24 protein-coding genes are annotated in these 25,561 nt (G+C 55.1%); 14 read left to right on the plus strand and 10 right to left on the minus strand.

What is annotated here, in order from left to right; translation table 11 throughout:
• Positions 1-134: 134 nt before the first annotated feature.
• From GURA_RS09865 to hypE, 8 genes are all read left to right on the plus strand, one after another.
• On the plus strand, positions 135-1,817 hold the full coding sequence (locus GURA_RS09865) for a nickel-dependent hydrogenase large subunit (RefSeq protein ID WP_011938839.1): 1,683 nt from the start codon (positions 135-137) through the stop codon (positions 1,815-1,817).
• Positions 1,818-1,972: 155 nt separating this feature from the next.
• Positions 1,973-2,473, plus strand: coding sequence for a HyaD/HybD family hydrogenase maturation endopeptidase (locus tag GURA_RS09870; protein ID WP_011938840.1), 501 nt, complete (start codon positions 1,973-1,975; stop codon positions 2,471-2,473).
• Between the two features lie 11 nt (positions 2,474-2,484).
• Entirely contained in the window at positions 2,485-2,652 is a 168-nt protein-coding gene (locus GURA_RS09875; protein ID WP_011938841.1) for a twin-arginine translocase TatA/TatE family subunit, read from the plus strand.
• 234 nt (positions 2,653-2,886) lie between these two features.
• Positions 2,887-3,648: a hydrogenase nickel incorporation protein HypB gene (hypB, locus tag GURA_RS09880; RefSeq protein ID WP_011938842.1), complete on the plus strand. Its 762-nt coding sequence runs from the start codon at positions 2,887-2,889 to the stop codon at positions 3,646-3,648.
• 3 nt (positions 3,649-3,651) lie between these two features.
• A complete protein-coding gene (gene hypF / locus GURA_RS09885; protein ID WP_011938843.1) occupies positions 3,652-5,922 on the plus strand; it encodes a carbamoyltransferase HypF in 2,271 nt (756 codons plus the stop codon).
• On the plus strand, positions 5,922-6,152 hold the full coding sequence (locus GURA_RS09890; protein WP_011938844.1) for a HypC/HybG/HupF family hydrogenase formation chaperone: 231 nt from the start codon (positions 5,922-5,924) through the stop codon (positions 6,150-6,152). Before hypF ends, GURA_RS09890 begins: the two co-directional genes overlap by 1 nt.
• Before the next feature lie 335 nt (positions 6,153-6,487).
• Positions 6,488-7,579: a hydrogenase formation protein HypD gene (gene hypD, locus GURA_RS09895; protein ID WP_011938845.1), complete on the plus strand. Its 1,092-nt coding sequence runs from the start codon at positions 6,488-6,490 to the stop codon at positions 7,577-7,579.
• A gap of 393 nt (positions 7,580-7,972) precedes the next feature.
• Positions 7,973-8,983, plus strand: a complete 1,011-nt coding sequence (gene hypE, locus GURA_RS09900; RefSeq protein ID WP_011938846.1) for a hydrogenase expression/formation protein HypE — start codon at positions 7,973-7,975, stop codon at positions 8,981-8,983.
• Positions 8,984-9,018: 35 nt separating this feature from the next.
• Here the strand turns inward: hypE and GURA_RS09905 are convergent, their stop codons facing one another.
• The 3 genes from GURA_RS09905 to GURA_RS09915 all read right to left on the minus strand — a co-directional run bounded on the left by GURA_RS09905 (position 9,019) and on the right by GURA_RS09915 (position 10,278).
• Positions 9,019-9,300 carry a PilZ domain-containing protein gene (locus GURA_RS09905; protein ID WP_011938847.1) on the minus strand — a complete coding sequence of 94 codons (282 nt, stop codon included), beginning with the start codon at positions 9,298-9,300 and terminating at the stop codon, positions 9,019-9,021.
• Between the two features lie 167 nt (positions 9,301-9,467).
• Complete coding sequence (locus GURA_RS09910; RefSeq protein WP_011938848.1) at positions 9,468-9,863, minus strand: pyridoxamine 5'-phosphate oxidase family protein; 396 nt, start codon at positions 9,861-9,863, stop codon at positions 9,468-9,470.
• A 64-nt stretch (positions 9,864-9,927) separates the two neighbouring features.
• Positions 9,928-10,278, minus strand: coding sequence for a hypothetical protein (locus GURA_RS09915; protein WP_011938849.1), 351 nt, complete (start codon positions 10,276-10,278; stop codon positions 9,928-9,930).
• 472 nt (positions 10,279-10,750) lie between these two features.
• On the opposite strand from GURA_RS09915, the gene GURA_RS09920 reads away from it, so the two are divergent.
• From GURA_RS09920 to GURA_RS09930, 3 genes are all read left to right on the plus strand, one after another.
• Positions 10,751-12,034, plus strand: a complete 1,284-nt coding sequence (locus GURA_RS09920) for an aspartate aminotransferase family protein (protein ID WP_011938850.1) — start codon at positions 10,751-10,753, stop codon at positions 12,032-12,034.
• Entirely contained in the window at positions 12,034-13,368 is a 1,335-nt protein-coding gene (locus GURA_RS09925) for a cyclic 2,3-diphosphoglycerate synthase (RefSeq protein ID WP_011938851.1), read from the plus strand. The genes GURA_RS09920 and GURA_RS09925 overlap by 1 nt, the downstream gene beginning before the upstream one ends.
• 272 nt (positions 13,369-13,640) lie before the next feature.
• Complete coding sequence (locus GURA_RS09930) at positions 13,641-15,050, plus strand: sigma-54-dependent transcriptional regulator (RefSeq protein WP_041245885.1); 1,410 nt, start codon at positions 13,641-13,643, stop codon at positions 15,048-15,050.
• 212 nt (positions 15,051-15,262) lie between these two features.
• On the opposite strand, the gene GURA_RS09935 is transcribed toward GURA_RS09930, so the two are convergent.
• From GURA_RS09935 to gptA (GURA_RS23410), 6 genes are all read right to left on the minus strand, one after another.
• Positions 15,263-16,840: a HAMP domain-containing sensor histidine kinase gene (locus GURA_RS09935; protein ID WP_011938853.1), complete on the minus strand. Its 1,578-nt coding sequence runs from the start codon at positions 16,838-16,840 to the stop codon at positions 15,263-15,265.
• Between the two features lie 201 nt (positions 16,841-17,041).
• Positions 17,042-18,364, minus strand: a complete 1,323-nt coding sequence (gene gptM, locus GURA_RS09940) for a geopeptide radical SAM maturase (RefSeq protein ID WP_011938854.1) — start codon at positions 18,362-18,364, stop codon at positions 17,042-17,044.
• Between the two features lie 74 nt (positions 18,365-18,438).
• Positions 18,439-18,546: a geopeptide gene (gene gptA / locus GURA_RS23400; protein WP_083764841.1), complete on the minus strand. Its 108-nt coding sequence runs from the start codon at positions 18,544-18,546 to the stop codon at positions 18,439-18,441.
• Between the two features lie 131 nt (positions 18,547-18,677).
• Positions 18,678-18,785, minus strand: coding sequence for a geopeptide (gene gptA / locus GURA_RS23405; RefSeq protein WP_083764843.1), 108 nt, complete (start codon positions 18,783-18,785; stop codon positions 18,678-18,680).
• A 187-nt stretch (positions 18,786-18,972) separates the two neighbouring features.
• Positions 18,973-20,283 (minus strand): geopeptide radical SAM maturase, encoded by a 1,311-nt coding sequence (gene gptM / locus GURA_RS09945; protein WP_011938855.1) that lies wholly within the window; start codon positions 20,281-20,283, stop codon positions 18,973-18,975.
• 76 nt (positions 20,284-20,359) lie between these two features.
• Positions 20,360-20,467 (minus strand): geopeptide, encoded by a 108-nt coding sequence (gptA, locus tag GURA_RS23410; RefSeq protein WP_083764845.1) that lies wholly within the window; start codon positions 20,465-20,467, stop codon positions 20,360-20,362.
• A 230-nt stretch (positions 20,468-20,697) separates the two neighbouring features.
• On the opposite strand from gptA (GURA_RS23410), the gene GURA_RS09950 reads away from it, so the two are divergent.
• On the plus strand, positions 20,698-22,179 hold the full coding sequence (locus GURA_RS09950) for an MOP flippase family protein (protein WP_011938856.1): 1,482 nt from the start codon (positions 20,698-20,700) through the stop codon (positions 22,177-22,179).
• A gap of 129 nt (positions 22,180-22,308) precedes the next feature.
• On the opposite strand, the gene gptA (GURA_RS23415) is transcribed toward GURA_RS09950, so the two are convergent.
• Positions 22,309-22,569, minus strand: a complete 261-nt coding sequence (gene gptA, locus GURA_RS23415) for a geopeptide (protein WP_083764847.1) — start codon at positions 22,567-22,569, stop codon at positions 22,309-22,311.
• On the opposite strand from gptA (GURA_RS23415), the gene GURA_RS09955 reads away from it, so the two are divergent.
• Positions 22,548-24,404, plus strand: a complete 1,857-nt coding sequence (locus tag GURA_RS09955; RefSeq protein ID WP_011938857.1) for a TonB-dependent receptor plug domain-containing protein — start codon at positions 22,548-22,550, stop codon at positions 24,402-24,404. The two genes, gptA (GURA_RS23415) and GURA_RS09955, sit on opposite strands and share 22 nt — an antisense overlap.
• Complete coding sequence (locus GURA_RS09960; RefSeq protein WP_011938858.1) at positions 24,392-25,288, plus strand: ABC transporter substrate-binding protein; 897 nt, start codon at positions 24,392-24,394, stop codon at positions 25,286-25,288. Before GURA_RS09955 ends, GURA_RS09960 begins: the two co-directional genes overlap by 13 nt.
• The last annotated feature ends 273 nt before the right edge of the window (positions 25,289-25,561 follow it).

Raw genomic sequence — 25,561 nt, forward strand, 5'->3', positions numbered from 1 at the left:
TGGGGAAATATAGCATCTCATCCGGGGGATGAATCCCCCGGCTACATTCGAACGCCCCTAATGGGGCTTAACAACCTTGATGCACAAACCAAACCGGACAACGCTGGAAAATAATCTAACTTTTGGAGGAATAAATGTCTACAAGAATTACCCTGGATCCCATAACCCGTATCGAAGGGCACCTGCGGATCGATGTTGAAGTTAACGGCGGTAAAGTTTCCAATGCCTGGTCTTCTGCCCAGATGTGGCGGGGGATCGAAGTGATACTGAAGGGGCGTCCACCGGAAGACGCCTGGTCATTCGCCCAGCGCTTCTGCGGCGTCTGTACCACGGTCCATGCCATCTCTTCCATCCGTTCCGTGGAACACGCGCTGAAAGTGGAAGTGCCGCTCAACGCACAGTACATCCGCAATATCATGATCGCCCAGCACTCGGTGCAGGATCACATCGTTCATTTCTACCACCTGTCGGCCCTTGACTGGGTGGATATCGTCTCCGCGCTGAAGGCCGATCCGAAAAAGACCGCCCAGGTCGCCCAGAGTATCTCCGATTGGCCCGGCAACAGCGAGAAGGAATTCAAGGCAGTGCAGGACAAGCTGAAAAGCTTCGTCGCCGGCGGCAAACTCGGCATCTTCGCTTCCGGCTACTGGGGGCATCCGGCCATGAAACTCCCCCCCGAGGTCAATCTGCTGGCCGTTGCCCATTACCTGAAGGCACTCGATTATCAGCGCAAGGCAGCACAGGCTGTGGCGATCCTCGGCGGGAAAAACCCCCATGTCCAGAACCTGGTGGTCGGCGGCGTTGCCACGGCAATCAACATGGAAAACCTCGCCACCCTCAACATGGAAAGGCTCGTCTATCTCAAAACCCTGATGGAGGAAACCAGGGATTTCGTGCAGAAGGTCTATTACCCCGACATGCTGGCCATAGCCTCTGCTTACAAGGATTGGTTCAAGTACGGGGCAGGGGTTACCAACTACCTGGCCGTGCCCGAGTTCCCGGAAGACACCCGAAACACCAAGTTCGCACTTAACGGCGGCATCATCACCGCCGGCAACCTGGCCGCCATGCGACCGGTCAAGGACCATCACGACGAGTACCTGATCAACAACGTCAAGGAATCGGTCGCCCATGCCTGGTACGAAGGCACCTCCAGCCTCCATCCATGGGAAGGGGAGACCAAGCCGAATTACACCGACTTCAAGGAAAACGAAAAATACTCCTGGTGCAAGGCTCCCCGTCTTGACGGTAAACCGGTACAGGTAGGTCCTCCGGCACAGATCTTCGCTGCCTATGCTGCCGGTAATCCCAAGGTGAAGAAACTGGTGGACAGCGCCAATTCAACCATCGGTATCGGCATGAAAGACTACCATTCCACCATGGGCAGGCTTTTGGCCCGCGCCCAGAGGGCTCACCTCATGGCGGACATTTCCCTGGACAACCTGGACAAGCTGATCGCCAACATCGCTTCCGGCGACAAGGTCTATGCAAACCATACCGAAATACCCAAGGGAGAATACCGTGGGGTCGGTTTCCACGAGGCGCCGCGCGGCACCCTGTCCCATTGGATCGTTATCAAGAACCGGAAAATAGAGAATTATCAGGCGGTAGTGCCTTCCACCTGGAACGCATCCCCGCGCGACGAAAAGGGCGCCTTGGGCCCTTATGAGGCGTCGCTGGTTGGGAACCCGGTTGCCCAGGCAGACAAACCGCTCGAAGTGCTGCGGACCGTTCATTCCTTCGATCCCTGTATTGCCTGCGCCGTGCATGCAATCGACCCGGAAGGGAAGGAAATCACCAAGGTGAAGGTGCTTTAGTCCCTTAGAAAAATTATTTGCATGTTTTTTGCGAAGAATTTTTCGTGAAGGGACTTATCCCGTTCATCGGGGTTAGGGCGTGAACGGTGAAAGGTGAAAAAGTCTTTTATCAACAACCGACTCTTCACCTTTCACCGCTTTTTAAGGAGAAGTATATGAATATTCTGATTTTCGGCGCCGGCAATCTGATCCTCTCCGATGAAGGTTTCGGCGTCCATTTTGTCAACTACATGGCAGAGCATTATTTTCTGCCGGAAAATGTCGAGCTTTATGACGGCGGCACCCTCGGGATCATGGTAACCCATAAGTTTGAAGAGGCCGACAAGGTCTTTCTCGTCGATATTGTCGATGCCCCAGGGAAGCCTGGCGAGATCCACAGGTATAAAAAAGAAGACATCATGCTGAATAAAATTCCGGTCAAGATGTCGCCCCATCAGATAGGCATCCAGGAGATGCTGCTGATCAGCGAGATGCGGGGCGCGTGTCCCGACGACCTGACCTTCTTCGGCATAATCCCTGAGTCGCTGGAGCCGGGAAACGAACTGTCGCCGGCTCTGCAAGCCGGGCTGGCCCAAATTGCCCGCCTGGTTGCGGCGGAGTTGGGCGAAGCAGGCATCGAGATAACCGCTAAGGAACAACCAATCGTAAAACGATAAGGAGAGAATATATGTTTGGAATCGGAATGCCGGAATTATTTATCATCCTTGCCATCGCCCTCGTCGTCACCGGACCCAGCAAGCTGCCGCAGATCGGTCAGGCCCTGGGGAGCAGTATCAGGGGCTTCAAAAAAGCGGTGAACGGCGATGACGTGGTCAAGATAGACGACAGCAAATAGCGTCCGTATGCACTCAGGGCAAACCATGCCTCCGATTGAGGCGAAGCCTTGACCTTTGCCGTTCAATGCTATACGCTTACGAAGAAGTTTTTGAGAGTTACGCCGCTTCCGGTTTTCGGGCGGATGATGATTAGTCCCTTAGAAAAATTATTTGCATGTTTTTTGCGAAGAATTTTTCGTGAAGGGACTTATCCCGTTCATCGGGGTTTGGGCGAAACACGGAGGTTGAAATATATGTGTACCACCTGTGGCTGCGGCCCGGATGATCACCAGCATAACCACGAACATGGCCATCACCATCATGGTCACCACGAAGCCGACCCGCACCATCATGTAACCGATCCCGCGGCCAAGAAAATATCCATAGAAACGGACATCCTGGCAAAAAACAACCGCCTGGCCCAAGGGAACCGGGCGCTTTTCGGGTCGAAGAATATTTTTGCCTTGAATCTGGTCAGTTCTCCCGGTTCTGGAAAGACCACCATTCTCGAACGGACGCTCAAGGATTTGGGTGAGAAATTCCATTGCGCCGTTATCGAGGGTGACCAGCAGACCGATAACGATGCCGTGCGCATAGCGGCAACAGGCGTGCCGGTAAAGCAGGTCAACACGGGCGCCGGCTGCCATCTGGACGCCCACATGGTCTGTCACGCGGTCGATGGTTTCGATCTTGACAACCTGGAGCTGCTCTTTATCGAGAATGTAGGCAACCTGGTCTGCCCAGCCTCCTTCGACCTGGGTGAAAATCACAAGGTGGTGGTGCTGAGCGTCACCGAAGGGGAGGACAAACCGCTCAAATATCCGCAGATGTTCCATGCCGCTGACGTAATGCTCCTCAACAAGACGGATCTCCTCCCCCATCTGGATTTCGATGTGGAGAAATGCAAGGAAATGGCCCGACGGGTCAGTCCGGGTATTTTGATCTTCGAGGTTTCCAGCAAAACCGGGGCAGGGATGAGTGTCTGGTACGATTGGCTGATATCGGCAATGAGGTGAGGATTGAGGATTGGGGAGCGCATCCGTGTTGAAATAGAAGGTATTGTCCAGGGGGTCGGTTTTCGGCCTTTCGTCTTCCGGCTTGCCCGGCGGCACAGTTTGACGGGGTGGGTGAGCAATACATCCCGCGGGGTGTTGCTGGAGGCGGAGGGGGGGGCGGATGACCTGGCCGCCTTTTATCTTGGCCTGCAAAACGAGACTCCTCCCCTAGCGGTGATCTCCGGCATCCGGCGAAGCAGCGTTCCGCTCCTCGGCAGCGGTGTTTTTTCGATTCTTGCCAGCAGAGGCGGTGAAGGGGGCGTGCAGATCTCCCCCGATTGCGACGTTTGCCCCGATTGCCTGACGGAACTGTTTAACCCGCGTGACCGCCGCTATCGCTATCCTTTCATAAACTGCACCAATTGCGGCCCCCGTTATTCCATTATCACGGCCACCCCCTACGACCGGGAATCGACCACCATGGCCTCATTTGCCATGTGCGACGACTGCCGCACCGAGTACGAAGATCCCGCCGATCGCCGCTTTCATGCCCAGCCCAATGCCTGTCCCGTCTGCGGGCCAAAGCTTGAGCTCCTCGACTCACGAGGCGGCGCGGTCGACTGTGACCCGCTCGATGAGGCCGTTCACTTGCTGAAGGAGGGACGGATCCTGGCAGTGAAGGGGATCGGCGGTTACCACCTGGCGGTTGACGCCTGTAATGAAACAGCGGTAGCGGAATTGAGGCGGCGCAAGAAGCGGGATGAAAAACCCTTTGCCCTGATGGTGGCAGGTCCGGAGCAAGTCGAAGTTTTGGCCCATGCCGATCAGACCGAAATGCGCCTCCTGACGGGGCCGGAACGCCCCATTGTCCTGCTCGGCAAGCGTGACGGCAACCCCATTGCCAGGCGGGTCGCCCCAGCCAACGGCTATTTCGGCGTAATGCTCCCTTCGACGCCTCTTCACCATCTGCTGCTCACCGATAACTTTGCCGCCCTGGTGATGACCAGCGGCAATGCTTCGGATGAGCCGATCGTTTATCGCGATGCGGACGCATTGGAGCAACTGGCCGACATCGCCGACTATTTTCTGGTCCATGATCGGAAAATCCATAGCCGCAGCGACGATTCGGTGATCCGCGTCTTTCGTGGAAATCCCCTCTTTCTGCGCCGTTCCCGCGGTTATGTTCCGCGGAGTGTCATGCTCCAGGCCCCCCAAAGGCAGGTGCTTGCAGTCGGAGCCGAACTGAAGGGCGCTATCTGTCTGACACGGGGAGAGCGGGCATTCATGAGCCAACATCTCGGCGATCTGAAGAATGTCGCAACCCTCAGTGCCCTCGAAGAGACCGTCTCCCATCTGGAGCGGGTATTGGCCATAGCGCCTGAAGTGGTGGCCCACGACCTCCACCCCGACTACCTGTCCACGTCGTATGCCGTCGGCAGGAGCAGTCTGCCGCAGGTGGCGGTGCAGCATCACCATGCCCATATGGCTTCCTGCATGGCGGAAAACGGCCTGGATGGGAAGGTTATCGGCGTGATCTTCGACGGCACCGGCTACGGCCTCGACGGCACCATCTGGGGGGGGGAATTCCTGCTCGGCGATTATCGAGGTTTTCAGCGGCGCGGGCATCTGACCTCCGTGCCTATGCCGGGTGGCGATGCAGCGGTCAGGGAGCCATGGCGCATGGCGCTTTCCCATTGTTATGCGGCCTTGGGCGCAGAGGCCTTGATACTTCCGCTGCCCTTCCTTTCGGTGCTTTCCGAACAGGACAAACGGCTGCTGCTGCGGATGCTGGAGCGGGGCATCAACTCGCCGCAGACATCAAGCTGCGGCAGGCTGTTCGATGCCGTTGCGGCGCTGATCGGCGTGCGTGGCAGGGTGTCCTTTGAGGGACAGGCGGCAATCGAGCTGGAGGCTCTGGCAGAAAAAGGGGTGTCCATGTGGAACTATCCCTATGCAGTTATTTCCCGTGACAACAAGCAGGTTGTCGATTTCAGGCTCTTGTTCGCAGCGATGGTGCAGGACCTGCTTGCGGGTGCAGCGCCTTCCGACATGGCGCGCCGCTTTCACGACACCCTGACCGTTGCCGTTGCCGATGTCTGCGCAAAGATACGTAAAGATAGCGGCGTTGACCGGGTGGTGCTGTCCGGCGGTGTTTTTCAGAATAAACTCCTGGCGGAGGGGGTCCACTCCCTCCTCACGGAGAGGGGGTTCCAGGTTTTCAGCCACCGACTCGTTCCCCCCAACGACGGTGGGCTTGCTCTTGGGCAGGCAGCTATAGCGGGAAGGAGTCAATAATGTGTGTAGGTGTTCCAATGCAGGTGGTAAGTATCGACAACGACAATGCCGTCACGGAGATCGACGGGGTAAGGCGCGAGGCAAGCCTCATGCTCCTGGCCGATGAGGTCAATGTCGGCGACTTTGTCATTGTCCATGCCGGTTTCGCAATTTCCAGGCTGGACGAGGAAGACGCCAGGGAGACCCTGGCGATGATGCGGGAGGTGTTCAGCGTCGAGGACATGGCATGAATTGTTCGCGCTGAAAAACGCCCAACTGCGGCGTTGATTTCGTCGCTGTGCTGCTCACGTACTGACGTACGCTCCGCTGCTCGCTCCTCATCGCCTTGCATTTGGACATTTTTGAGCGCGAACATCTAATCTGCCGATTAGTACCAATCTTTCTAAAGACCAAGTCCCCCTTTATGAAAGGGGGATTTAGGGGGATTTGTCTTTCAGCGCAGCCAGGAAAAATCCCCCCTTGCCCTTTAGGCCCGTAGTTTGGGTCCCCTTTCTCAAAGGGGGGTAACTTCTGCGGAAGATTAGTGCTAATCAGGTCTAATCTTAGGAACGAATGGGTTACGAATATGAATTACTTGAATGAATTCCGCAACCGGACTGTAGTGACAGGCTTTGCCGAACGGATCAGGCAGCTGACGGCCGGAAGAAGCGAACCGATGACTTTCATGGAGGTGTGCGGCACCCATACCATGGCCATTTGCCAGTTCGGCATCAGGTCTCTTCTTCCTCCACAGGTACGGCTGATCTCCGGTCCCGGCTGCCCGGTCTGCGTCACTCCCAACAGCTATCTGGACCGCGCCGTGGCTTACTGCCGCCTTCCCGATGTCATTATCGCCACCTTCGGCGACATGATGCGCGTTCCCGGTTCCTCCACCTCGCTCATGGAAGAGCGCGCCAGGGGGGCGGACATCCGCATTGTTTACTCTCCTCTGGATGCAGTGGCCCTGGCGGCGAAAAATCCGGGCAAGCGGGTGATCTTTCTCGGCGTCGGTTTTGAAACCACGGCGCCCACCATCGCCGGCAGCATCCTTGTCGCTGCGGCACAGGGGCTTGACAATTATTTTGTCCTGGCTGCCCATAAAACCATACCGAAGCCGATGGCGGTGCTTGCCGCTGACCCTGAGCTGCGGATAGACGGGTTTATCTGCCCCGCCCACGTCAGTGCGGTTATCGGCGCCGGAGCCTATGGTTTCCTGGCTGAAGAATACCATATACCGTGCGTTGTCACCGGTTTCGAGCCGGTCGACATAATGCAGGGGGTGGAGATGCTGGCCCGGCAGATGCTGGAAGGAAAGAGCAGGGTGGAGATCCAGTACAGCCGGGTGGTGAAGTGGGAAGGGAATAAAAAGGCCCAAGAGGTTCTGTCCCGGGTGTTTACCCCCTGCGACGCCGATTGGCGCGGAATCGGCAATATACCCGGCAGCGGTCTGGAGATCAGCGCCGCCTATGCGGCTTTTGACGCGGCAAAGGCGATTCCCGTGGAGGTTGAAGAGCTGCGGGAGCATGCAGGATGTCTCTGCGGAGAGATCCTGAAGGGAAAGGTCGCGCCCGACGATTGTCCCCTGTTCGGCACGACCTGCACCCCCGAAGCGCCGGTCGGCGCCTGCATGGTGTCGTCGGAGGGGACCTGCGCCGCGGCTTATAAATACGGCCGCTGAAATTACCATTAATCCTGAAAAAAAGCATTTTAACCACGAATTTTCACGAATTTACACGAATATACAAAATCTTGTAATGCAGAACAGCAGTGTCCGGTTAACTTTTTGCAGTCCGCAGCACTACCCCTCTCCCTAGCTCTCTCCCACAAGGGGAGAGGGGACTACAAGCTCCCCTCCCTCCGATGGGAGGGGCTGGGGGAGGGTGCAATGCGCTGGTTTTAAGCACAAGAGAGATTCTGCAATTTTCTAACCGGACAATGCTGAATGCAGAACGTTTACCAAATCGGTGACCACTCAAAGCTTAATAAGGGGTTATAAACATTCGTGTTTATTCGTGTCATTCGTGGCTAACTGTCGTTTTAGATTCAGCCTTTACTTAACAGGAGCACAAACTTGGACAAGGACCTCATACTTTTAGGGCACGGCAGCGGCGGCAAATTATCCCATCAATTGCTGGACGAGCTGATCATCCCGACGCTTTCCGGCATCCCGGTTTCCGGGCAGAACGATGCGGCGGTGGTGGAACACGACGGGGGGCGGCTCGCCTTTACCACCGATTCCTATGTGGTCGATCCGATCTTTTTCCCCGGCGGCAATATCGGCGATCTGGCAGTGAACGGCACAGTCAACGATCTGGCCATGGTGGGGGCGACCCCGCTTTTCATCAGCGTCGGGCTGATCATGGAGGAGGGGTTCAGCCGGAAGGAGCTGGCGGCTATTCTTGTTTCCATGCGCGAGGCTGCCGATCTGGCAGGGGTGCGGATCGTGACCGGTGACACCAAGGTGGTTCCGAGGGGGAAGGTTGACCGGATTTACATCAACACTTCCGGCGTCGGCATATTCGAACACGGCCTCCGGATTGACGGCTGCGGCGCCAGGGTAGGGGACAAGGTGCTCATCAACGGCACCATCGGCGATCATGGTGTTGCAGTGCTTTCTGCGCGGGAAGGGTTGGAGCTGGAAAGCGGCATGAAAAGCGATAGTGCTGCCTTGAATGGATTGGTAGCCGAGATTCTCAAGGAAGGGGATGCCGTGCATGTGCTGCGTGATCCGACCCGCGGCGGTGTCGCTACCACTCTCAAGGAGATAGCCGTGCAGTCCCGGGTTACCATAAAATTGAGCGAAGCGGAGCTACCGTTCAAGAGTGCGGTTAAGGGTGTTTGTGCTATCCTCGGTCTTGATCCGCTCCATGTGGCCAATGAAGGGAAGTTTTTGGCGATCGTCTCACCGGAGGCGGCTGATTTAGTGCTGGAGCGGATGCGCAACCATCCATTGGGTGCTGACGCTGCCGTTATCGGCGAGGTTACCGAAGCTTCTGCCGGCCGGGTACAGATTGAAACGGAGGTAGGCGGCTTGCGTGGGGTGGATATGCTGGCGGGCGAGCAGTTGCCGCGGATCTGCTGATGCCTTGGTGGAGTGTTCGGATACGTTGCTTCGTGTCAGTCCAATATGGTTTTTTCAAACTCCAAACCGATGCCGGTTTCCGTCACCCTGACCACCGTTGCCTGAAGGTCGCATAGCTGGTCAGGTGTTGAATAGGTGTAAATCGTTACCTCCACGGAATCATTCAGGGGGATTTTCTCGGTTGTATTTACAAATACCCCCTTCATGCTCAGGTTTTCCACCACCCCCATGATGACCGTATCGTCGTGCTTTATACTCGCGTCGGAGTGCAGCGCCAGTCGGGCGAACTTTCTTCTTTCCATTAGCGTATTTTCCATGTCGGTTGATCACCTCATGCCTAAGCTGGACAAGCCGGAACCAAACGGGTGACTCAAAACCAAAGCATACCACCGGGACATTGGGACACGGATGAATGCACAGAGAAAAAGCCTTACTTTTCCATTCTAAATCAACAGATTGTTCGCGAAGAGTAACGTATTAAGTCTTAAACGCCTAACGGCTGGTCTGTATGAACGCCTGAAGAAAATTCCATGATTTCGTCCACCCTGACCATTAGCCGGTATTGCACCTGAGGCATGCCGGGCTCTTCAAGCGGGGCGTAGCCGTCAAGGATTGCGGTTTCGGCGGTTTTCTCAACTACGCCGCTGAATTGATAGCCGTTTCCCGATGCCGATGCTGTGACCGTAACAGCCACGTAAGGGTTCTTGGACACATTTTCCATGGTCTTGTGGCAAAACCACGCCTCGAAAACGAGATGGGAGCTGTTCATGACGTGCAGATCCCGGCCGACGGCCAGGTGAGGTCGCCCTGACTCGTCTGCTGAAGCTACGAAAGCGTGTTCGATGGATTCGATGAAACGGCTGATTTCCTCAGTCAACATGCTTTGCACACTCCTTTGATCTTGCCTTCCCATTTCCGGCAGAACTGGTTTTTCTCCAACAGGTTTAATCGACGTAATTCCCTTTTGTTTCAAAATCCAGTATGTCGAGGAGCGTTTTAGGCTTGTAGGGAAGAGAGTGGGGCTTTTTATCTCCCCTGGTCCATTGAACCACCTCTTCCCCATCTTTTAAGGTCTTTGATATCCGGTCGCCGCAGAGCTCCTTCACGTGGTCCCACATCTGCTGCATATCGATCAGCTCAAATCCGCCGAATTCCTCATCTTTCCCGACATTGCTTTCAAATCTCTCGATGAGGTCGAAATCGATGAAATCTTCTTCCTTTCTCCACCATTTGATAAAGCACTGCTCTGCCGTTTTCTTCTCCCTGATAATCTTCATCATTTCGCCGCCGGTCATGACATACCTCCTTTAATGCAATTGAATTTTCACCTCTTGACGGTTGACGCGCTTGCTGTTGACTGTCGGTACTCACTGATAAGTATAGCCCTTATGTAAGGGGGCGCAAGTCGGGAATTGCGCGGCTGTTGACTGCGCAAAATTAATGAATCGGCATAAGTGCCCATCTATTGCATTAGCATGACTTTTTGCTACCATTTGAATAATTCCAATTCCAAATCAAGGCGCTATCTTCGTTGGCTCGTCTTCGGCTCCTCAACGTACCCCTCACTCTATCTCTCTCCCAGAGGGAGAGAGTACACTGTTTACCCTCTCCCTCCGGGAGAGGGTGGCCAACGGCCGGGTGAGGGCCTTCGTCGCCTCACTCCTCGCCGCCTTGATTTCATCCTTGATTTGAAATTGGAATAACATACCCACCGGCTTCTTTTCCATTTGCAGGCACAAAGCAACTTATCGTAAACAGGAGATAATCATGGAAACAATGGCTGGATTAGTCAATCGGGCCGCAAACGTTTTCACGCCGGCGCTGCATCTCTACTATCCGGTTGCAATAGCCAGCGGATGCGGCGCGACCGTCGAATCAACCGACGGGAGGCTCTATCTGGATTTTTCCTCGGGGCTCGCGGTCCTCAACGTGGGGCACAATCACCCCCGGGTGCTTGAGGCGGCGAGAAAACAGCTGGACTGTTATATTCATACCGGCGGGATATATTATAGCGAGACCTCGGTATCGGCCGCAGAAAAACTGGTCTCTATAACCCCGGATGGGCTGGACATGCTGTTTTTCAGCAATTCGGGCGCAGAAGCCGTGGAAGGGGCCTTGAAACTGGCGCGCTTTACGACCGGCCGCCAGGGGATCATTTCTTTTACCGGCGCATTTCATGGCAGGACCTTGGGAGCGATATCGCTAACCACCAGTTCCGTTGATTATCGAAGGCGTTATCACCCCTTGCTCCCCTCGGTCTATCACTCGCCTTACCCTTACTGTTTCCGCTGCCCCATCCATGAATGTCCCGAGACGTGCGGACTCTCCTGTCTGCGATACCTTCGGACCATCTTCGAACGGCAGATCCCGGCAGAGGAAGTGGCAGCCGTCATAATAGAGCCCGTTCTCGGCGAGGGGGGGTATCATCCCGCGCCGGCAAAGTTTCTGGTGGAGTTGCGAAAATTGTGCACCGAGCACGGCATCCTGCTGATCTTCGATGAAGTCCAGTCCGGCATGGGCCGGACCGGCCGCTGGTTTGCAGGAGAACAGAGCGGGGTCGTGCCGGACATCATGACCGTTGCAAAGGGGATCGCTTCGGGGTTTCCCCTTTCGGCGGTCGTGGCCGGAAGGGATTTGATGCAGAGGTGGAACCCCGGTGCACACGGCACGACCTTTGGCGGCAACCCGGTTTCCTGTGCTGCTTCCATTGCGACAATCGAGGTGATACAGAGGCAGAAGCTGCTTGATAAAGCATCAATGGGCGGCGTCCGGGCACTGGACAGGCTGCGGAAAATTGCCGCAACATTCCCGGTTATCGGCGACGTGCGCGGTTTCGGCCACATGATCGGCATCGAATTCGTCGATAAAATGGGAGAGCCGAACGGCAATGCCTGCCGGAAGGTCCTCGATCATTGTCTCGAAAAAGGGTTGATCCTCATCGGTTGCGGACCGATGAGGAATATTGTCAGGTTCATCCCGCCGCTCGTTGTCTCCGACGCGGAAATGGAGTCGGCCCTCGACATATTCGAACAAGGGGTGAAGGGGTTGTGATGAAGCGGGAGAAGGTCATTATCATGGGGGCTGCCGGGCGGGATTTTCACAATTTCAATGTCTGCTTCAAAAATGACTCCCGTTACCAGGTCGTGGCCTTTACCGCCACCCAGATACCCTATATAGCCGGGCGCCGTTATCCGGCCGTCCTTGCCGGCAATCTCTATCCCCGCGGCATCCCCATTCACGATGAAGCAGAACTTGAGAAACTCCTGGACAAGTATCGGATAAATCAAGTTGTATTCGCTTACAGCGACATCGGGTATAACGAGATTATGCACAAGGCTTCGCGGGTCCTGGCCCGGGGGGCGGACTTTCGATTGATAGGCCCGGATGCCGCCATGCTGAAGAGCGGTAAACCGGTCATCTCCGTCTGTGCCGTGCGCACCGGTTGCGGCAAGAGCCAGATATCACGCTATATTGCCGCCGTTCTCCGGGGAAAAGGGATTACACCGGTGGTGGTTCGTCATCCCATGCCATACGGGGATCTGGCAAAGCAGGCTGTCGAAAGGTTTTCCCATTTTGAAGATCTCTCCCTATATCATTGCACCATCGAGGAGCGTGAGGAGTATGAACCCCTATTGCGGCAAGGCACAGTGGTCTATGCCGGCATCGATTACGAAAGGATCCTGCTGGCTGCAGAAGGTGAGGGGGATGTGATAATCTGGGATGGGGGCAACAACGATTTCCCGTTTTTCAGGCCGGATCTGGAAATAACCGTGGCGGACCCTTTACGGAGCGGTGACGAAACGGCGTATTTTCCCGGTGAAGTCAATCTGCGCCGGGCTGCTGTCGTTATCGTCAATAAAATCAATGCAGTCGATGCTGAAACAGTGCGCAGGTTGGAAAAGGCTGTTGCGGCAGTCAATGATCAGGCGCAAATTGTGCGGACCGCATCAGAGATAACGGTAGAGTGCGCCGATGACATCAGGGGTAAAAGGGTGCTGGTGGTTGAAGACGGGCCGAGCGTAACCCACGGCAACCTGCCGAGCGGTGCCGGTCTGGCCGCTGCCGCTCAATTCGGCGCAGCCGAAGTCATCGATCCGCGTCCGTTTGCCTCAGGTTCCTTGTTGGATACCTTCCGCTCCTATCCCCATATCGGCCCGGTACTCCCTGCCATGGGGTACAGCGATCGGCAGCGTGAAGAGCTGCGGATGACGATTGAAGCGGTTCCGAGCGACATGGTCCTTTCTGCAACCCCCATAGACCTTGCTTCCGTGGTGCGGCCGACAAAGCCGGTGTGCAGGGTATTCTACGAGATCAGGGAAGAAAAAGGGGAGCCGTTGAAATCGATAATCAGCTCTTTTCTTACAAAGAAAGGGCTGCTTCCTTAATCGAGCATGAATTCTGCAAAACTACATTTACTTACCTGATTAGTATCGATGCTCCGCGAGTCCCAAAACACTCCCTCCCCCCAACCCCCTCCCATCAAGGGAGGGGGAGAGAAATCGTACGGAAGATTGGTAATAATCGGATTTTCTTAAGTCGTATTTAATGACTGGCACACTATGTGCTAAAGGGGTATGAGCAGACTATGGTGGTATTTACGTCTGGAAATGAAAAGAACTGTCTCAAGTTTTGGGAAAGCGAGATTACGATGACAAATATGTCGACAAATAATGGTAACGATCAGTCGGTTCTGATCGTAGACGATGATAGCGATGTTCTAAACGAATTACGTGTGATGCTCCTGTCCAACGGCATCAGGGATATTATCACTCTTTCCGACAGCAGTGCCGTTATTGCCGAGTTGGATAAAGGCGGCATTTCAGTGCTGCTCATGGACTGGATCATGCCCGGTCTTACGGGGTCGGAGCTGCTTCCCCTGATAGTCCAGCGCTTTCCGCATATTCCGGTCATCGTCATAACGGCGGTGAGCGACGTGCAGACGGTGGTCAACTGCATCAAGCAGGGCGCTTTCGACTATATTACCAAGCCGGTCGATTCCGATCGGCTGCTGTTGACCATTCAGAAGGCTTTCCATATCAGCGAGCTCGCCAGCCAGAACAGAATCCTCAGGAACTACCTGCTGGGAGAGCCGCTGGCCCATCCGGAACATTTCAGCGACATTGTGACATGCAGCGACAAGATGCAGGCGCTTTTCAAGTTGATCGAGACCATCGCACCCTCCCGTCACCCGGTATTGATCAATGGTGAAACCGGTGTCGGCAAGGAGCTGATTGCCAGATCCATTCATAAGGCGAGCGGATTCAAAGGGGCCTTTGTCCCGGTGAACGTGGCAGGTCTTGACGACATCATGTTCAGCGATACCCTTTTCGGCCACAGGAAGGGTGCATTTACCGGCGCCAACGAGGCAAGGGAGGGGCTGATAGCAAAAGCCCAGGGCGGCACGTTGTTTCTGGACGAAATCGGCGACATGAGTCCCGAATCCCAGATCAAGCTTTTGCGGCTTTTGCAGGAGCATGAGTACTATCGCCTCGGTTCCGATGCCCTGGTAAAATCCGATGCCCGCATCATCGCCGCATCCAATCAGGATATAGACGCTTTGATTAACCAGGGAAAGTTCAGGCAGGACCTCTATCAGCGCCTCTGTTTCCACGAGCTCAAGATACCGCCTCTCAGGGAGCGGAGAGAGGATATCATGCCCCTCATCGAGCATTATGTGGCCAAGGCCGCTGCAATATATGAAAAGGACATTCCCGATTTTTCACGGGAACTGTATATAGCTTTGCAGGAGTACGATTTTCCGGGCAATGTCCGTGAATTGATCAGCAAGGTCAGCAGGGGGGTGGCGCATAGCCGGAGGGGGATACTTACCCTGCAGGACTTTCCGGGAGTGCCGGCCAAGATGAACTTGGGCAGACCTGCCGTCCGGGTTGCATCAGACGGGTTTTTCAAGCTTCAGGCAACCTTTGAGCAATTTCCGAATTTTGGCGACATCGAGCGGTTGCTCTCCGACGAGGCCCTGAAGGCGGCGAAAGGCAACAAGACAGCTGCCGCTGAATTGCTCGGCATTTCCCGCCCGACGTTGCAAAAAAAGCTGACGACAGGGTGAAACTGAACTGCAATAACCCCACCTGTCCTCCCCTTACTCTAAGGGGAGGGACGCCAAGTAATACCTTTAGTTGATCTTTCAGCAGAACCAGTCCCTCACGTTCACCCTCTTAAGATAAGAGGGGGGCAGGGGGAGTTATGAGTGTGAATCCGCTCAAATCAGATTTTTATCCGCGTACCAATGCCTTTGGCTTTTTCTTGCTTGATTTCCGGCTACGCCGCCTGCGACAGGGGGAGCCTTATGGTGAAAATCGTTCCCTTGCCGGGTTCGGATTGCACCTCAAACCTCCCCTGGTGCTCGATTACGATGAAGTTGGAGATATAGAGCCCCAGACCGCTCCCCCCGTTGTCGATGCGGGTGGAGAAGAACGGTTCGTAGATCCTTTCCAGATGTTCCGGCAGTATGCCTTCCCCCTCATCCTCCACGGAAATGAGCACCTCACCGCATATCCGGTCGAGGACCGTCACGAGTTTGATGGTCCCCATCCCGTTGGGCATGGCCTGGATGGCGTTGAGGAGCAGGTTGATGACGACCTGTTCGAGCTGGTGCCGGTTGCCGGTGATGAGTGGCAGGTCGGGATCCGGTTCTTGGGCGATGGAAAGATTGCCGTGGTGGCCGTGGATACGGATAACTGCCAGGGCGTCGTTTATGATCTGGTTCACGTTCACGTCGGACTGGAACTCGTTCCGGTCGCCGAGGCTGTAGGCCCTGAGATTCTTGATTACCTGTTCAATCCTCTCCGTATTGCGGATGATGTTCATTCCGCTCCTGGCAACCTCCTCGCCGGCCATACTGAAAGGTATGCCGCCGATGCTGAAATCCCCTTCCTCCCTGGCAACACCTTCCAGAATAGGCACCGTATCCTTCCAGGCCTTGTTCAGGTACTGTCCGGCAAGCCTTATTGCGCCGTTGGGGTTGTTGATCTCATGGGCCATGCTCGATACGAGTAGCCCCAGCGACGTCATCCGGTTCGTCTGGATCAATTTGGCCATGAGCTGTTTTCTTTCTTCACGTACTTCGAGTTTCATGGCGTTGAACAATTCTTCCTGCAAACGACGGTTTTCAGCCTCGCGGCTCTCCAGGGAGGCGGCCAGGTCGTTGATCGCCATGGCGGCCTGTCCGGGTTCGTCATCGGATTCCGTTGCGATTCTCACGGAATAGTCCCCCATTCCGATTGTTTTCACCCCCTGCATCAATGCATTGAACGAATGCGTGGCCTTTTTCAGCGCCAGGTAACTGAGCGATAGCACCATCAGCCAGAAGAATAAGGCCATGGTTGCGGAGAATATGACCAGCTCGCGCGTCTTTTTGGGAAGGTCGTTCGAATTCAGGGCCAGTCGGACAGTGCCGAGAGCTTTTCCTGAAGTGGCGGGATTGCCTGTCAGAGCCGATTCTGCAGAGGCTGCCAGGCTCCCGGAATCGACGGTAACCGTTACGCTCAGGGTGGTCGCCGGTGTTGTGTTTTCTCGTTTTCTGAGTTCGACCAAGACCTTACCGTCGTTGTTGGTTATGACTATACCGACAACGTCGGGTTTCTGCGCCGTTTCGGCAGCAATCCGCTCCAGCGTCTCTTTGTCCTCTGCATATAGTGGTAGGCGAATGCTGTTGGCGAGCAGTGATGTCAGCAGGAGCGTTTTTTCAGAGGCCTGCAACCGGTAAGAGCGGATTTCATGTTCGACAAATAGCGCCGTAAAGAGGGTGGTAATAAGGGTGGTGATGATAGTGAAGACGGCAAAGAGTCTGAAGCGGAAGCTTTTATTGAGTTTCTGGAGACGGCTCACGATGGACATGGCGTACTCCATGGATTGGGGGTTGAACCATATATGTGGGGAAGGCAGATGGTCATAAGTGAATTGATCAGGACGCCCCTTTAATTATCGGTTCAATCGTCAAATGAAGGCGGGTTTATTATTCCGTGCGTATTGGTTATAGTTCATTTGCGCCGCAAAGGCAATAACTATGCGTGAATAGGGCCGCTCGATTTTTTTGGGCTATTCCGACAACGTCTCTTTTGTTGCAGCCCGTGAGGAGGGGTATCGGAGATCCTGGAGGATGAACCGCTCCAGTGCGGCGTCGTAGAAATCCTTGCGGCAGTCCACTTCGTCGATGACGCCGTTTTTCAGGAGGGTGAGGTAGCGGCAGCCGCCGAAGCATAGAGGTAGGTAGGCGCAGTCGAGGCATTCATCGGTTTTCCAGACGTCCAGGTTGTGGGAAACGGAATAATCTTTGGTTCCTTCTGCAAGTGTACCAATGGAGAGCTCCGGCCACCCCATGAAGGCGGAGCATTTATAGAGTGAGCCGTCGTAGTTGACGACCAGGTGGTTGTCGAATTCGATGACGCAGGCCGCCTGGGTCGGCTTCATGGTCTTGAAGCCCCGTTTCAGGATCTCTTCCCGCAGGTACGGGGCTGCCTCCGTCACCCACGGCTCGCTGCCGGAGGCGCAGCAGGCAGAGGTGTCGGCGCTGGCCGTCCTGCCGGACTTGGGCATGATCGGGGCGAATTGAACCTCGCCGAGCCGTTCGGGGGGGATTCCCTCGGCAATGATATGGTCGAGCACTCGGGGGAATTCCCGGTAGTTGTCGCGGAAAAAATTGCCGCCAAGCTGCAGCTCGATCAGGTCGAAGCTCGCCTTGATGTTGGCGACGATGATGTCGTAACTCCCGACGCCGGAGACGAAGGGGCGCTGGCGGTCGTGGATCTCGCGGGGGCCGTCGAGGGTGAGAATGGCGCCGGTGAGCCCCAATGGGAGAAGTTCTTCGACAACGGTCCGGGTGAGAAGGGTGCCGTTGGTAGTCATGCCGAAGGAGAATTTAGTTCCATGAGCTTGGGCCGCGTCCAGCAGAGGGCGGGCGATTTCCCGGATGAGGGGAAGGGAGAGGAGCGGTTCGCCGCCGTAGAAGCCGAGCTTCACCTCCCGGCCGCGGCCGATCTGCTCACTGATCACGGTATCCACCAGGAGGCGGGCCGTTTCCCGGGTCATGTAGTGGCGTCCCCGGAAATGGTCTTCAAAGCAGTAGGGGCAGGCCAGGTTGCAGTCCAGGTTCATGACCACCTTTGCGTAGAACCGGTTGTTCCGGGCATTGGCCCTCTTCACCAGGGAGGTCATTGCTGCCTGCTCGGCCTCGGGGTCGTCGATGAGGATTTCCAGGCGGCGCAGGGTCTCTCTCTCTGTGTCGGTGAGGGTCCCTTCCCGCGCCGCTTCGAGGCGGTCTCCAGAGAGTCGGACCACCGACCCCTTTCGGGTCGAGTAGAGGAGATACGAGCCCGGCCGGTCGGAGTCGTGGTAGATTTTCAGGTAGTGGGAAAGGGGCATGTAAAACCTCCAGGAAAAGAGGGGAGCACGCTCCCCTCTTCGCAGTTCGATGCTGCTGTGCTGTCTCTGCGGCCTCAGGTCCGATTGGAGCTGCCTGCGGTGCAGCAAGTGTTCAGTTCCTCATGGTCGGCGCGCCCCTCGTCCAGAACCTCCAGTTCCATCTTCTTTTGCGTCGTTTCCATAGTGCTACCTCCTCTGTTGAAATACACCCGGTGCGGGTGGAAAAACCACAAAAATTCGACAAAATCAGCCTGTTGTGTATAGATGCGCCGGCTCTTCGCAGATGAATGCTGTAGATCTCACTTAGCGGTCCTCAGGTCCGGCCGGAGTTGCCTCCGCCACAGCAACTGTTCAATTCCTCGTGGTCCGCTCGCCCCTCGTCCAGAACCTCCAGCTCCATCTTCTTTTGCGTCGTTTTCATAGCACTACCTCCTTTGTTGAAATGCACCCGGATTGGGTGGAAAAACCACGAAAAATTCGACAAAATCAGCCTGCTGTGTATAGATGTGCCGGTGCTTAATAAGATACATGTTAATGGTGAATCAACCAAACAGACGCTTCCTGCCAAGACAGGTAACTCACTTTGAGGGCTATTCCTGCGACGTCTCCTATGTTGCAGTCTGTGATGAGGGGTACTGGAGATCCTGGAGGATGAATCGCTCCAGTACTGAGTCGTAGAACGCCTTGCGGCAGTCTACTTCGTCGATGACGCCGTTTTTCATGAGGGGCATGAGGCGGCAGCCGCCGAAGCAGAGTGGGAGATAAGCGCACTCCAGGCATTCATCGGTTTTCCAGACGTCCAGATTGTGGGAGACTGAATAATCCCTGGTTCCTTCTGTAAGGGAGCCGATGGAGAGCTCCGGCCACCCCATGAAGACGGGGCATTTATAGAGTGAGCCGTCGTAGTTGACGACCAGGTCGTTGTCGAATTCGATGGCGCAGGCCGCCTGGGTCGGCTTCATGGCCTTGAAGCCCTGTTTCAGTATCTCTTCCCGCAGGAGCGGGGCTGCCTCCGTCACCCATGGCTCGCTGCCGGAGGTGCAGCAGGCGGAGGTGTCGGCGCCGGTTGTAACCCCGGATCCGGACTTGGGTATGATCGGGGCGAACTGAACTTCGCCGATCCGTTCGGGTGGGATTCCCTCGGCAATGAGATGGTCGAGCATCCGGGGGAATTCCCGGTAGTCGTCACGGGAATAATTGCCGCCAAGCTGCAGTTCTATCATGTCGAAGGTCGCCTTGATGTTGGCGACGATGATGTCGTAGCTCCCCGCGCCGGAGACGAAGGGGCGCTGGCGGTCGTGGATCTCGCGGGGGCCGTCGAGGGTGATGATGGCGCCGGTAAGCCCCAAGGGGAGAAGTTCCTCGACAACGGAGCGGGTGAGTAGGGTGCCGTTGGTGGTCAGGACAAAGGAGAACTTCACCCCTTTTTCAGCGGCGGCGTCCCGGAGGGGGATGGCGATTTCCCGGATGAGGGGTAGGGAGAGGAGCGGTTCGCCGCCGTAGAAGCCGAGCTTCACATCGCGACCGCGGCCGATCTGCTCGCGGATCACGGTATCCACCAGGAGGCGGGCCGTGTCTTGGGTCATGTAGTGGCGCCCCCGGAAATGGTCTTCGAAGCAGTAGGGGCAGGCCAGGTTGCAGTCAAGGTTCATGACCACCTTGGCGTAGAACCGGTTGCTCCGGGCATTGGCCCTCTTCACCAGGGAGGTCATGGCCTCCCGCTCGGCCGCAGGGTCGTCGATGAGGATTTCAAGGCGGCGCAGAGTCTCCCGCTCTGCGTCGGTGAGGGTCCCTTCCCGTGCCGCTTCAAGGCGGTCTCCAGAGAGCCGGACGACCGACCCCTTCCGGGTCGAGTAGAGGAGATACGAGCCCGGCCGGTCGGAGTCGGGGTATATTTTCAGGTAACGGGAAAGGATCATGCGTAAACCTCCAGGAAAAGAGGGGAGCCCGGCTCCCATCTTCGCAGTTCAATACTGCTGTGTTGTCTCTGTGGCCTCAGGTCCGATTGGAGTTGCCAGCAGAACAGCAAGTATTCAGCTCCTCGTGGTTCGCGCGCCCCTCGTCCAAAACCTCCAGCTCCATCTTTTTTTGCGTAGTTTTCATAGCGCTAACTCCTCTGTTGAAATGCACCCGATATGGGTGGAAAAACCACGAAAAATTCGACAAAATCAGCCTGCTGTGCTATAAGGTGCGCCGGTGCTTAATGAGTATACTATCGGTTCGTATTCCGGTTTCTTGAGGGTTTTCGAACGTTTTTATCAGTTGCATGCACTATTACTCATAATTAACGACTTTTGTCAAGGTTTGGCGTATACGCCGTCGATGAGGAAGCCATGCTGTCCGTGAAAGAATTTGCAGTGTCCGGGGTCAAGTGGACCACAATGTCAACCGTCCTTATGTCGGCAATGGAATTCATCACGTTGACTATCCTTGCGCGTCTGCTTACCCCGGTTGATTTCGGCTTGATGGCGATGACGATGGTCGTGCTGGGCTTCGCTGCTGGATACGCGGATATGGGCTTAAGTGCAGTGATTGTCCAGCGACAGGATGTCAGCCGAAGTCAGCTCTCCAGCCTTTATTGGCTTAATCTCATTGTCGGTACAGTGATCTTTGTGCTTATATGGGCGGTGTCACCGCTTGCGGTTGCTTTTTTTCACGAGCCGCTTCTTTACTGGTTAATGCCTGTAAGTGCTTTAAGCTTTGTCATTATGTCGATAGGCCAGCAGTTTTCATATTTGCTGGAGAAGGATCTCCGTTTTGATCTTCTTGCCAAGCAGGAAATTTGTGCATGCTTTTCTGGAAATATTGTGGCCATTGTCTGTGCTTTTTGCGGCCATGGGGTTTGGTCGCTTGTCTGGGGACATCTGGCCAAAGCGGGGATGATAACAGTTCTTCTTGTGTGGTCTGGCTGGTCTCAATGGGCACCGATGTTCCACTTCAAATGGAGAGACTTGAGCGGTTATCTGAGCTTCGGTCTCTATCAAATGGGGGAGCGGAGTATCTTTAATTTCAATTCGCGAATTGATCAGATTTTGATTGGTAAGCTTCTGGGGGCGCAGGAACTTGGTTATTATAACTTTGCCGTCAACCAGATTTTACTGCCGTTGTACAGGATCAATCCGCTTCTATCGCGGATCATCTTTCCAGTGTTTGCACGTTTGCAACATGACATTCCAGATCTGCGACAGAGTTATCTCAAGTTGATGAAACTGCTCAGTGCGCTCAATGCACCGCTTCTGTTTGGTTTGGGGGCGATGGCACCGCTTCTGATACCGCTAACTTTTGGTGTCCAATGGACACCTGCAGTGCTGTTGGTGCAGATACTTGTTTTCTCTAGCTTTATCCGCAGCACTGTTGAGCCTATCGGCAGTATTCTTTTGGCGAAGGGCCGGGCCGATATCAGCTTTCGATGGAACCTCGCCCAAGCTTTCATTACCACGCCGTTGATCTTCATTGGAGCAAAGCTTTATGGTACTTTGGGAGTTGCCGTGGCGCTTGTCCTGCTGACAATAAGTTATGCAATGGCAAATTACATCTTCTTAGTAAGACCTTTTATCGGTCCATGTGGAAAGCCTTATGCGTTTTCCATCCTCAAAGTAACAGCTCTGGCGGTTATAATGGCAAGTATTGTCTTGCTTATGTCTTTGGCTGGCGGTCATTCAGTTATTTGGTTAATTGGGGAAGCATGTGTTGGCATGTTAATTTATCTGCTACTTCTTCGGACCGTTGATCAGGCGTTTTTCTTTGAAGTGAAAGAGATGTTGATAGGTGGGGGGGGAATACGTCAAGAATATGGAGTGGATTCTGCCCAATGAGAAACAAAAAATTCCGGAGATTGGGCTTTAAGCATGTTTTATTACCTTCAACGATGTGCCCTCTGTCAACTTGATGCCAAAAAAAGGGGAGCAAAGCTCCCCCGGGGTGATGATGCTGCGGCCTTTAATTCACTGACGTGAAGTACCGCCTGAACAACAAGAATTAAGCTCTTCCATGTCGTCGCGTCCTTCGTCGAGGACTACCAGTTCCCTATTTTCCGTTTCCATTTCTGCTACCTCCTTTGTTGAAATTACCCGGTGTGGGTTGTTAAAAGTATTAAATTCGACAAAATCAGCCTGCTGTGCTATAAGACGCCAGTGCTTAATGAGTATATTATCGGCACGTATTCCGGTTACTTGAGGATTTATTGTATTTTTTTCGCTTTCCATTACTGATTGTCCTCCTCGTCTTTTGTATTGTGGGTGTCTCGCCGTTCACTGCCGGTGCGAGCGAAGACGATCAGACCCTCTCCCTCTTCTCTGGAGGGGATCAGCCGCTTGTTTCCTCTGGCCGCACCCCCCGCCCCACTTCCCGGATTGCCGAAAACGTCACCGTCATCACCGCCGAACAGATCGCGCTTCTAAATGCCCACACCTTGGCCGATGTACTGAACACTGTCCCCGGCTTCCAGCTCGAACAGGTCCAGACCCCTGGCAGTTTTACGTTCTTTTCCCTTCAGGGCGCGACTGATGCCCAGGCCCATGTACAGGTACTGATCGACGGCGTTCCCCAGAACAACCTGCTGCAAGGTGCGGCTGATGTGGGGCTGATCCCTGTTCAACAGATCGACCGGGTGGAGATCATCAAGGGTGCAGCCTCGGCCGCCTGGGGGCAGGCTCTCGGTGGAGTGATTAACGTTATCACCAAAGCGCCTGAGAGTGAGAGGGTGATTGGCGGCACGGCCGCTGCCTCCATGGGTGAACGTCTCACCACCGACATGCGGGGGGAGTTAAGCGGCACCGTCAGGCGCTTCGGATACTACCTTTCCGGCGGTAACCTCCATTCTAACGGCCTTCTCCCCGGCAACCGGATAAACAATAGCAATGTTTATGGCAAGTTCACCTACGATCTTCCCAGCAAGGGGAGCCTCATGCTTGGCTTCGATTTTCGTAAAGCTGACCGGGGGCTCGATGAAACGTTGCTCTATCATGACACAACGGAAGCCCATCGAGCATATACATTCCTGACGTTCACCTATCCTCTAACCGAGCGACTGACGCTGGAATTGGCAGCCAGAGCTAGTCACCGGAATGACGAGACGCTGTTGGGGCATTTCGATCAGGGATTGGTTGTTCTTGACAATAATTTTACGGTACGTGAATCAAGACGGGGTGGGAGCGCCAAGCTCGTCTGGGGGGACAGTCTCACCAACCTGGTGGCCGGGGTGGAGTATGAACATGGTGAAACAGAGCAATGGGATGCCTTAGTTCCCAATTCCCCTTTCCTGACCGATCGGACCATGGACCGTTGGGCGACATCCGCCAACGGCACCTTCTCTTACGGAGCACTGACCATCCTTCCCGGCGTCCGTTTTGACCACACCGGCCTGAGTAGCGATGCCTTGAGCTATACCCTGGGGGCTACCTACCGTCTTACGGAGAAGACCGTGCTGCGTGGCTATGGTGCCAGGGGGTACAGTCTTCCCAACGCCATATGGAATAACGGACCACAGAAAGTCTGGACTGTGCAGGCCGGGGCTGAAACCGAGGCGGTTCCTTATCTCTGGCTGAAAGGGACTTTCTTTTACAATGACACATGGAATGTTGAGGTCGGCGATTTCAATCTCAGCTCTCCTGGTGTTACCCTCAGGGAGCAGATCAAGCAAGGATTCGAGCTTGAGGCACGAACCATTCCCTTGTACGGCTTTTCCCTGGCTGGCGGCTATACCTTTACTGACGCCAGAGACGGGGAAACGAAGGAACGCCTTAAATCCGTACCTGAACACGGGGCAAAGCTGGCCCTGAATTACGACAACATTAGCCTGGGGCTGCGCGGGGTAATGACCGGCAATTACGTTCAGTGGAACGCTCCAATCGGCAATAACGCCAAAGATTCGGCAGTCATCTGGGACCTGCACCTGACGAAGATGCTGTTTCCTGCCTGGGAGTTGTCCCCGGAGTTGTTCTTCTCGGTCCATAACCTTTTTAACGGCTCTCAGTATCAAAGTGATTCGTTCAAGAACGCCCCCCGCTGGCTGGAAGGTGGAGTGAGGTGGCGATTTTGAGAGCGCTACTTTCCTTCATACTTGCCCTATATATCTTCGCTGCTGCACCGGCCCTTGCGACAGACCTGCTCATCGTCCAGAGCACGCGGCACTCAAGCTACACCGAGGCTTTGAACGGCTTTAGAAACGCTTGCAACGCCAGGAGCCGGGTGGTGGTCCTGGATGACTACGCCGAGGTCGATGTGGCCCGCCTCGTCCGGGAGGAGCAACCCGTTGCGATCCTGGCCGTGGGTGATTCCGCTCTGGATGCGGTGAAGAAGATCCGCCGCGTCCCGATCGTCTCTCTCATGTCTATCAGCCCCTCCACCGGGAAGAGCATGCCGCCCAATGTGACCGGCGTGAGAATGACGATTTCTCCCGAGCGCTACATGACCCTCTTCAACGCCCTTCGGTTGGACCGGGTCGGTGTGATTTACAACACCGCCCGCAGCGGCGCATACCTGCGGCGCGCCCGTCAATCAGCCGAACAAGCCGGTGTCGATCTGGTGTTGCGCGAGGTGGACAATCCCCGTGAAACGTCGCATCAGCTGGCAAGTTTGAAGGGTAAAGTGGACGCCCTTTGGCTCCTTCCCGACTCGACTGCGGTGACCCGGGAAACGGTGGAAGCCTATTTCTTCTTCTCCATGGAGCAGAGAAAGCCGGTCATTGCCTTCTCTGCGGTCTATCTCTCCCTGGGGGCTGCTGCCACTCTGGAAATCGACCGCCACGGCATGGGGATGCAGGCGGGTGAAGTCGCCAATCGCCTGCTGAAAGGGGCTTCACCGGCCGAAATACCGTTTAGCGACCCCCTCGATATCTTCCTGAAAACCAACCCGAGCGTCATCCGCAAGCTCGAACTCAACCAGCAGGGGCTGAGCAAGCTCACCTTCGAAGGGCGCGATTGATCTGCCGTTGATCGATTGCGTACCTCCCGCACCCCCCTGATATCCAACTGTAAAAATTTTTTACAAGAATGTAAACGCCCTACTGGCGCGGGTTTACGGGTAAGTGTAAAATTTTTTTACAAGAATGTAAACGCCCTATTGGTGCGGGTTTACGGGGAAGTGTAAAAAAATTTTACAATAAGTCCCCCCCAGTTTCTCCCCCCTTCATGCTCCTGCCCCGTGCTGTCGCTGCCGCATCGGATAATAATTAGAACGTGAATATTCAGCATGTTA

The sequence above is a fragment of the Geotalea uraniireducens Rf4 genome (genome assembly GCF_000016745.1).
GTDB lineage: Bacteria > Desulfobacterota > Desulfuromonadia > Geobacterales > Geobacteraceae > Geotalea > Geotalea uraniireducens.

Excerpts from the sequence above, each read along its gene's own strand:
- GURA_RS09890 (WP_011938844.1), top strand. The coding sequence starts at position 5,922 with ATGTGTGTAGGTGTTCCAATGCAGGTGGTAAGTATCGACAACGACAAT.
- GURA_RS09870 (WP_011938840.1), top strand. The coding sequence starts at position 1,973 with ATGAATATTCTGATTTTCGGCGCCGGCAATCTGATCCTCTCCGATGAA.
- hypB (WP_011938842.1), top strand. The coding sequence starts at position 2,887 with ATGTGTACCACCTGTGGCTGCGGCCCGGATGATCACCAGCATAACCAC.
- GURA_RS09905 (WP_011938847.1), bottom strand. The coding sequence starts at position 9,300 with ATGGAAAATACGCTAATGGAAAGAAGAAAGTTCGCCCGACTGGCGCTG.
- GURA_RS09875 (WP_011938841.1), top strand. The coding sequence starts at position 2,485 with ATGTTTGGAATCGGAATGCCGGAATTATTTATCATCCTTGCCATCGCC.
- gptM (WP_011938854.1), bottom strand. The coding sequence starts at position 18,364 with ATGCCCCTTTCCCACTACCTGAAAATCTACCACGACTCCGACCGGCCG.
- GURA_RS09930 (WP_041245885.1), top strand. The coding sequence starts at position 13,641 with ATGTCGACAAATAATGGTAACGATCAGTCGGTTCTGATCGTAGACGAT.
- hypD (WP_011938845.1), top strand. The coding sequence starts at position 6,488 with ATGAATTACTTGAATGAATTCCGCAACCGGACTGTAGTGACAGGCTTT.
- gptM (WP_011938855.1), bottom strand. The coding sequence starts at position 20,283 with ATGATCCTTTCCCGTTACCTGAAAATATACCCCGACTCCGACCGGCCG.
- GURA_RS09935 (WP_011938853.1), bottom strand. The coding sequence starts at position 16,840 with ATGTCCATCGTGAGCCGTCTCCAGAAACTCAATAAAAGCTTCCGCTTC.
- GURA_RS09925 (WP_011938851.1), top strand. The coding sequence starts at position 12,034 with ATGAAGCGGGAGAAGGTCATTATCATGGGGGCTGCCGGGCGGGATTTT.
- gptA (WP_083764841.1), bottom strand. The coding sequence starts at position 18,546 with ATGGAAACGACGCAAAAGAAGATGGAACTGGAGGTTCTGGACGAGGGG.
- GURA_RS09920 (WP_011938850.1), top strand. The coding sequence starts at position 10,751 with ATGGAAACAATGGCTGGATTAGTCAATCGGGCCGCAAACGTTTTCACG.
- GURA_RS09915 (WP_011938849.1), bottom strand. The coding sequence starts at position 10,278 with ATGACCGGCGGCGAAATGATGAAGATTATCAGGGAGAAGAAAACGGCA.
- gptA (WP_083764843.1), bottom strand. The coding sequence starts at position 18,785 with ATGAAAACGACGCAAAAGAAGATGGAGCTGGAGGTTCTGGACGAGGGG.
- GURA_RS09910 (WP_011938848.1), bottom strand. The coding sequence starts at position 9,863 with ATGTTGACTGAGGAAATCAGCCGTTTCATCGAATCCATCGAACACGCT.
- GURA_RS09950 (WP_011938856.1), top strand. The coding sequence starts at position 20,698 with ATGCTGTCCGTGAAAGAATTTGCAGTGTCCGGGGTCAAGTGGACCACA.
- gptA (WP_083764847.1), bottom strand. The coding sequence starts at position 22,569 with ATGGAAAGCGAAAAAAATACAATAAATCCTCAAGTAACCGGAATACGT.
- GURA_RS09865 (WP_011938839.1), top strand. The coding sequence starts at position 135 with ATGTCTACAAGAATTACCCTGGATCCCATAACCCGTATCGAAGGGCAC.
- gptA (WP_083764845.1), bottom strand. The coding sequence starts at position 20,467 with ATGAAAACTACGCAAAAAAAGATGGAGCTGGAGGTTTTGGACGAGGGG.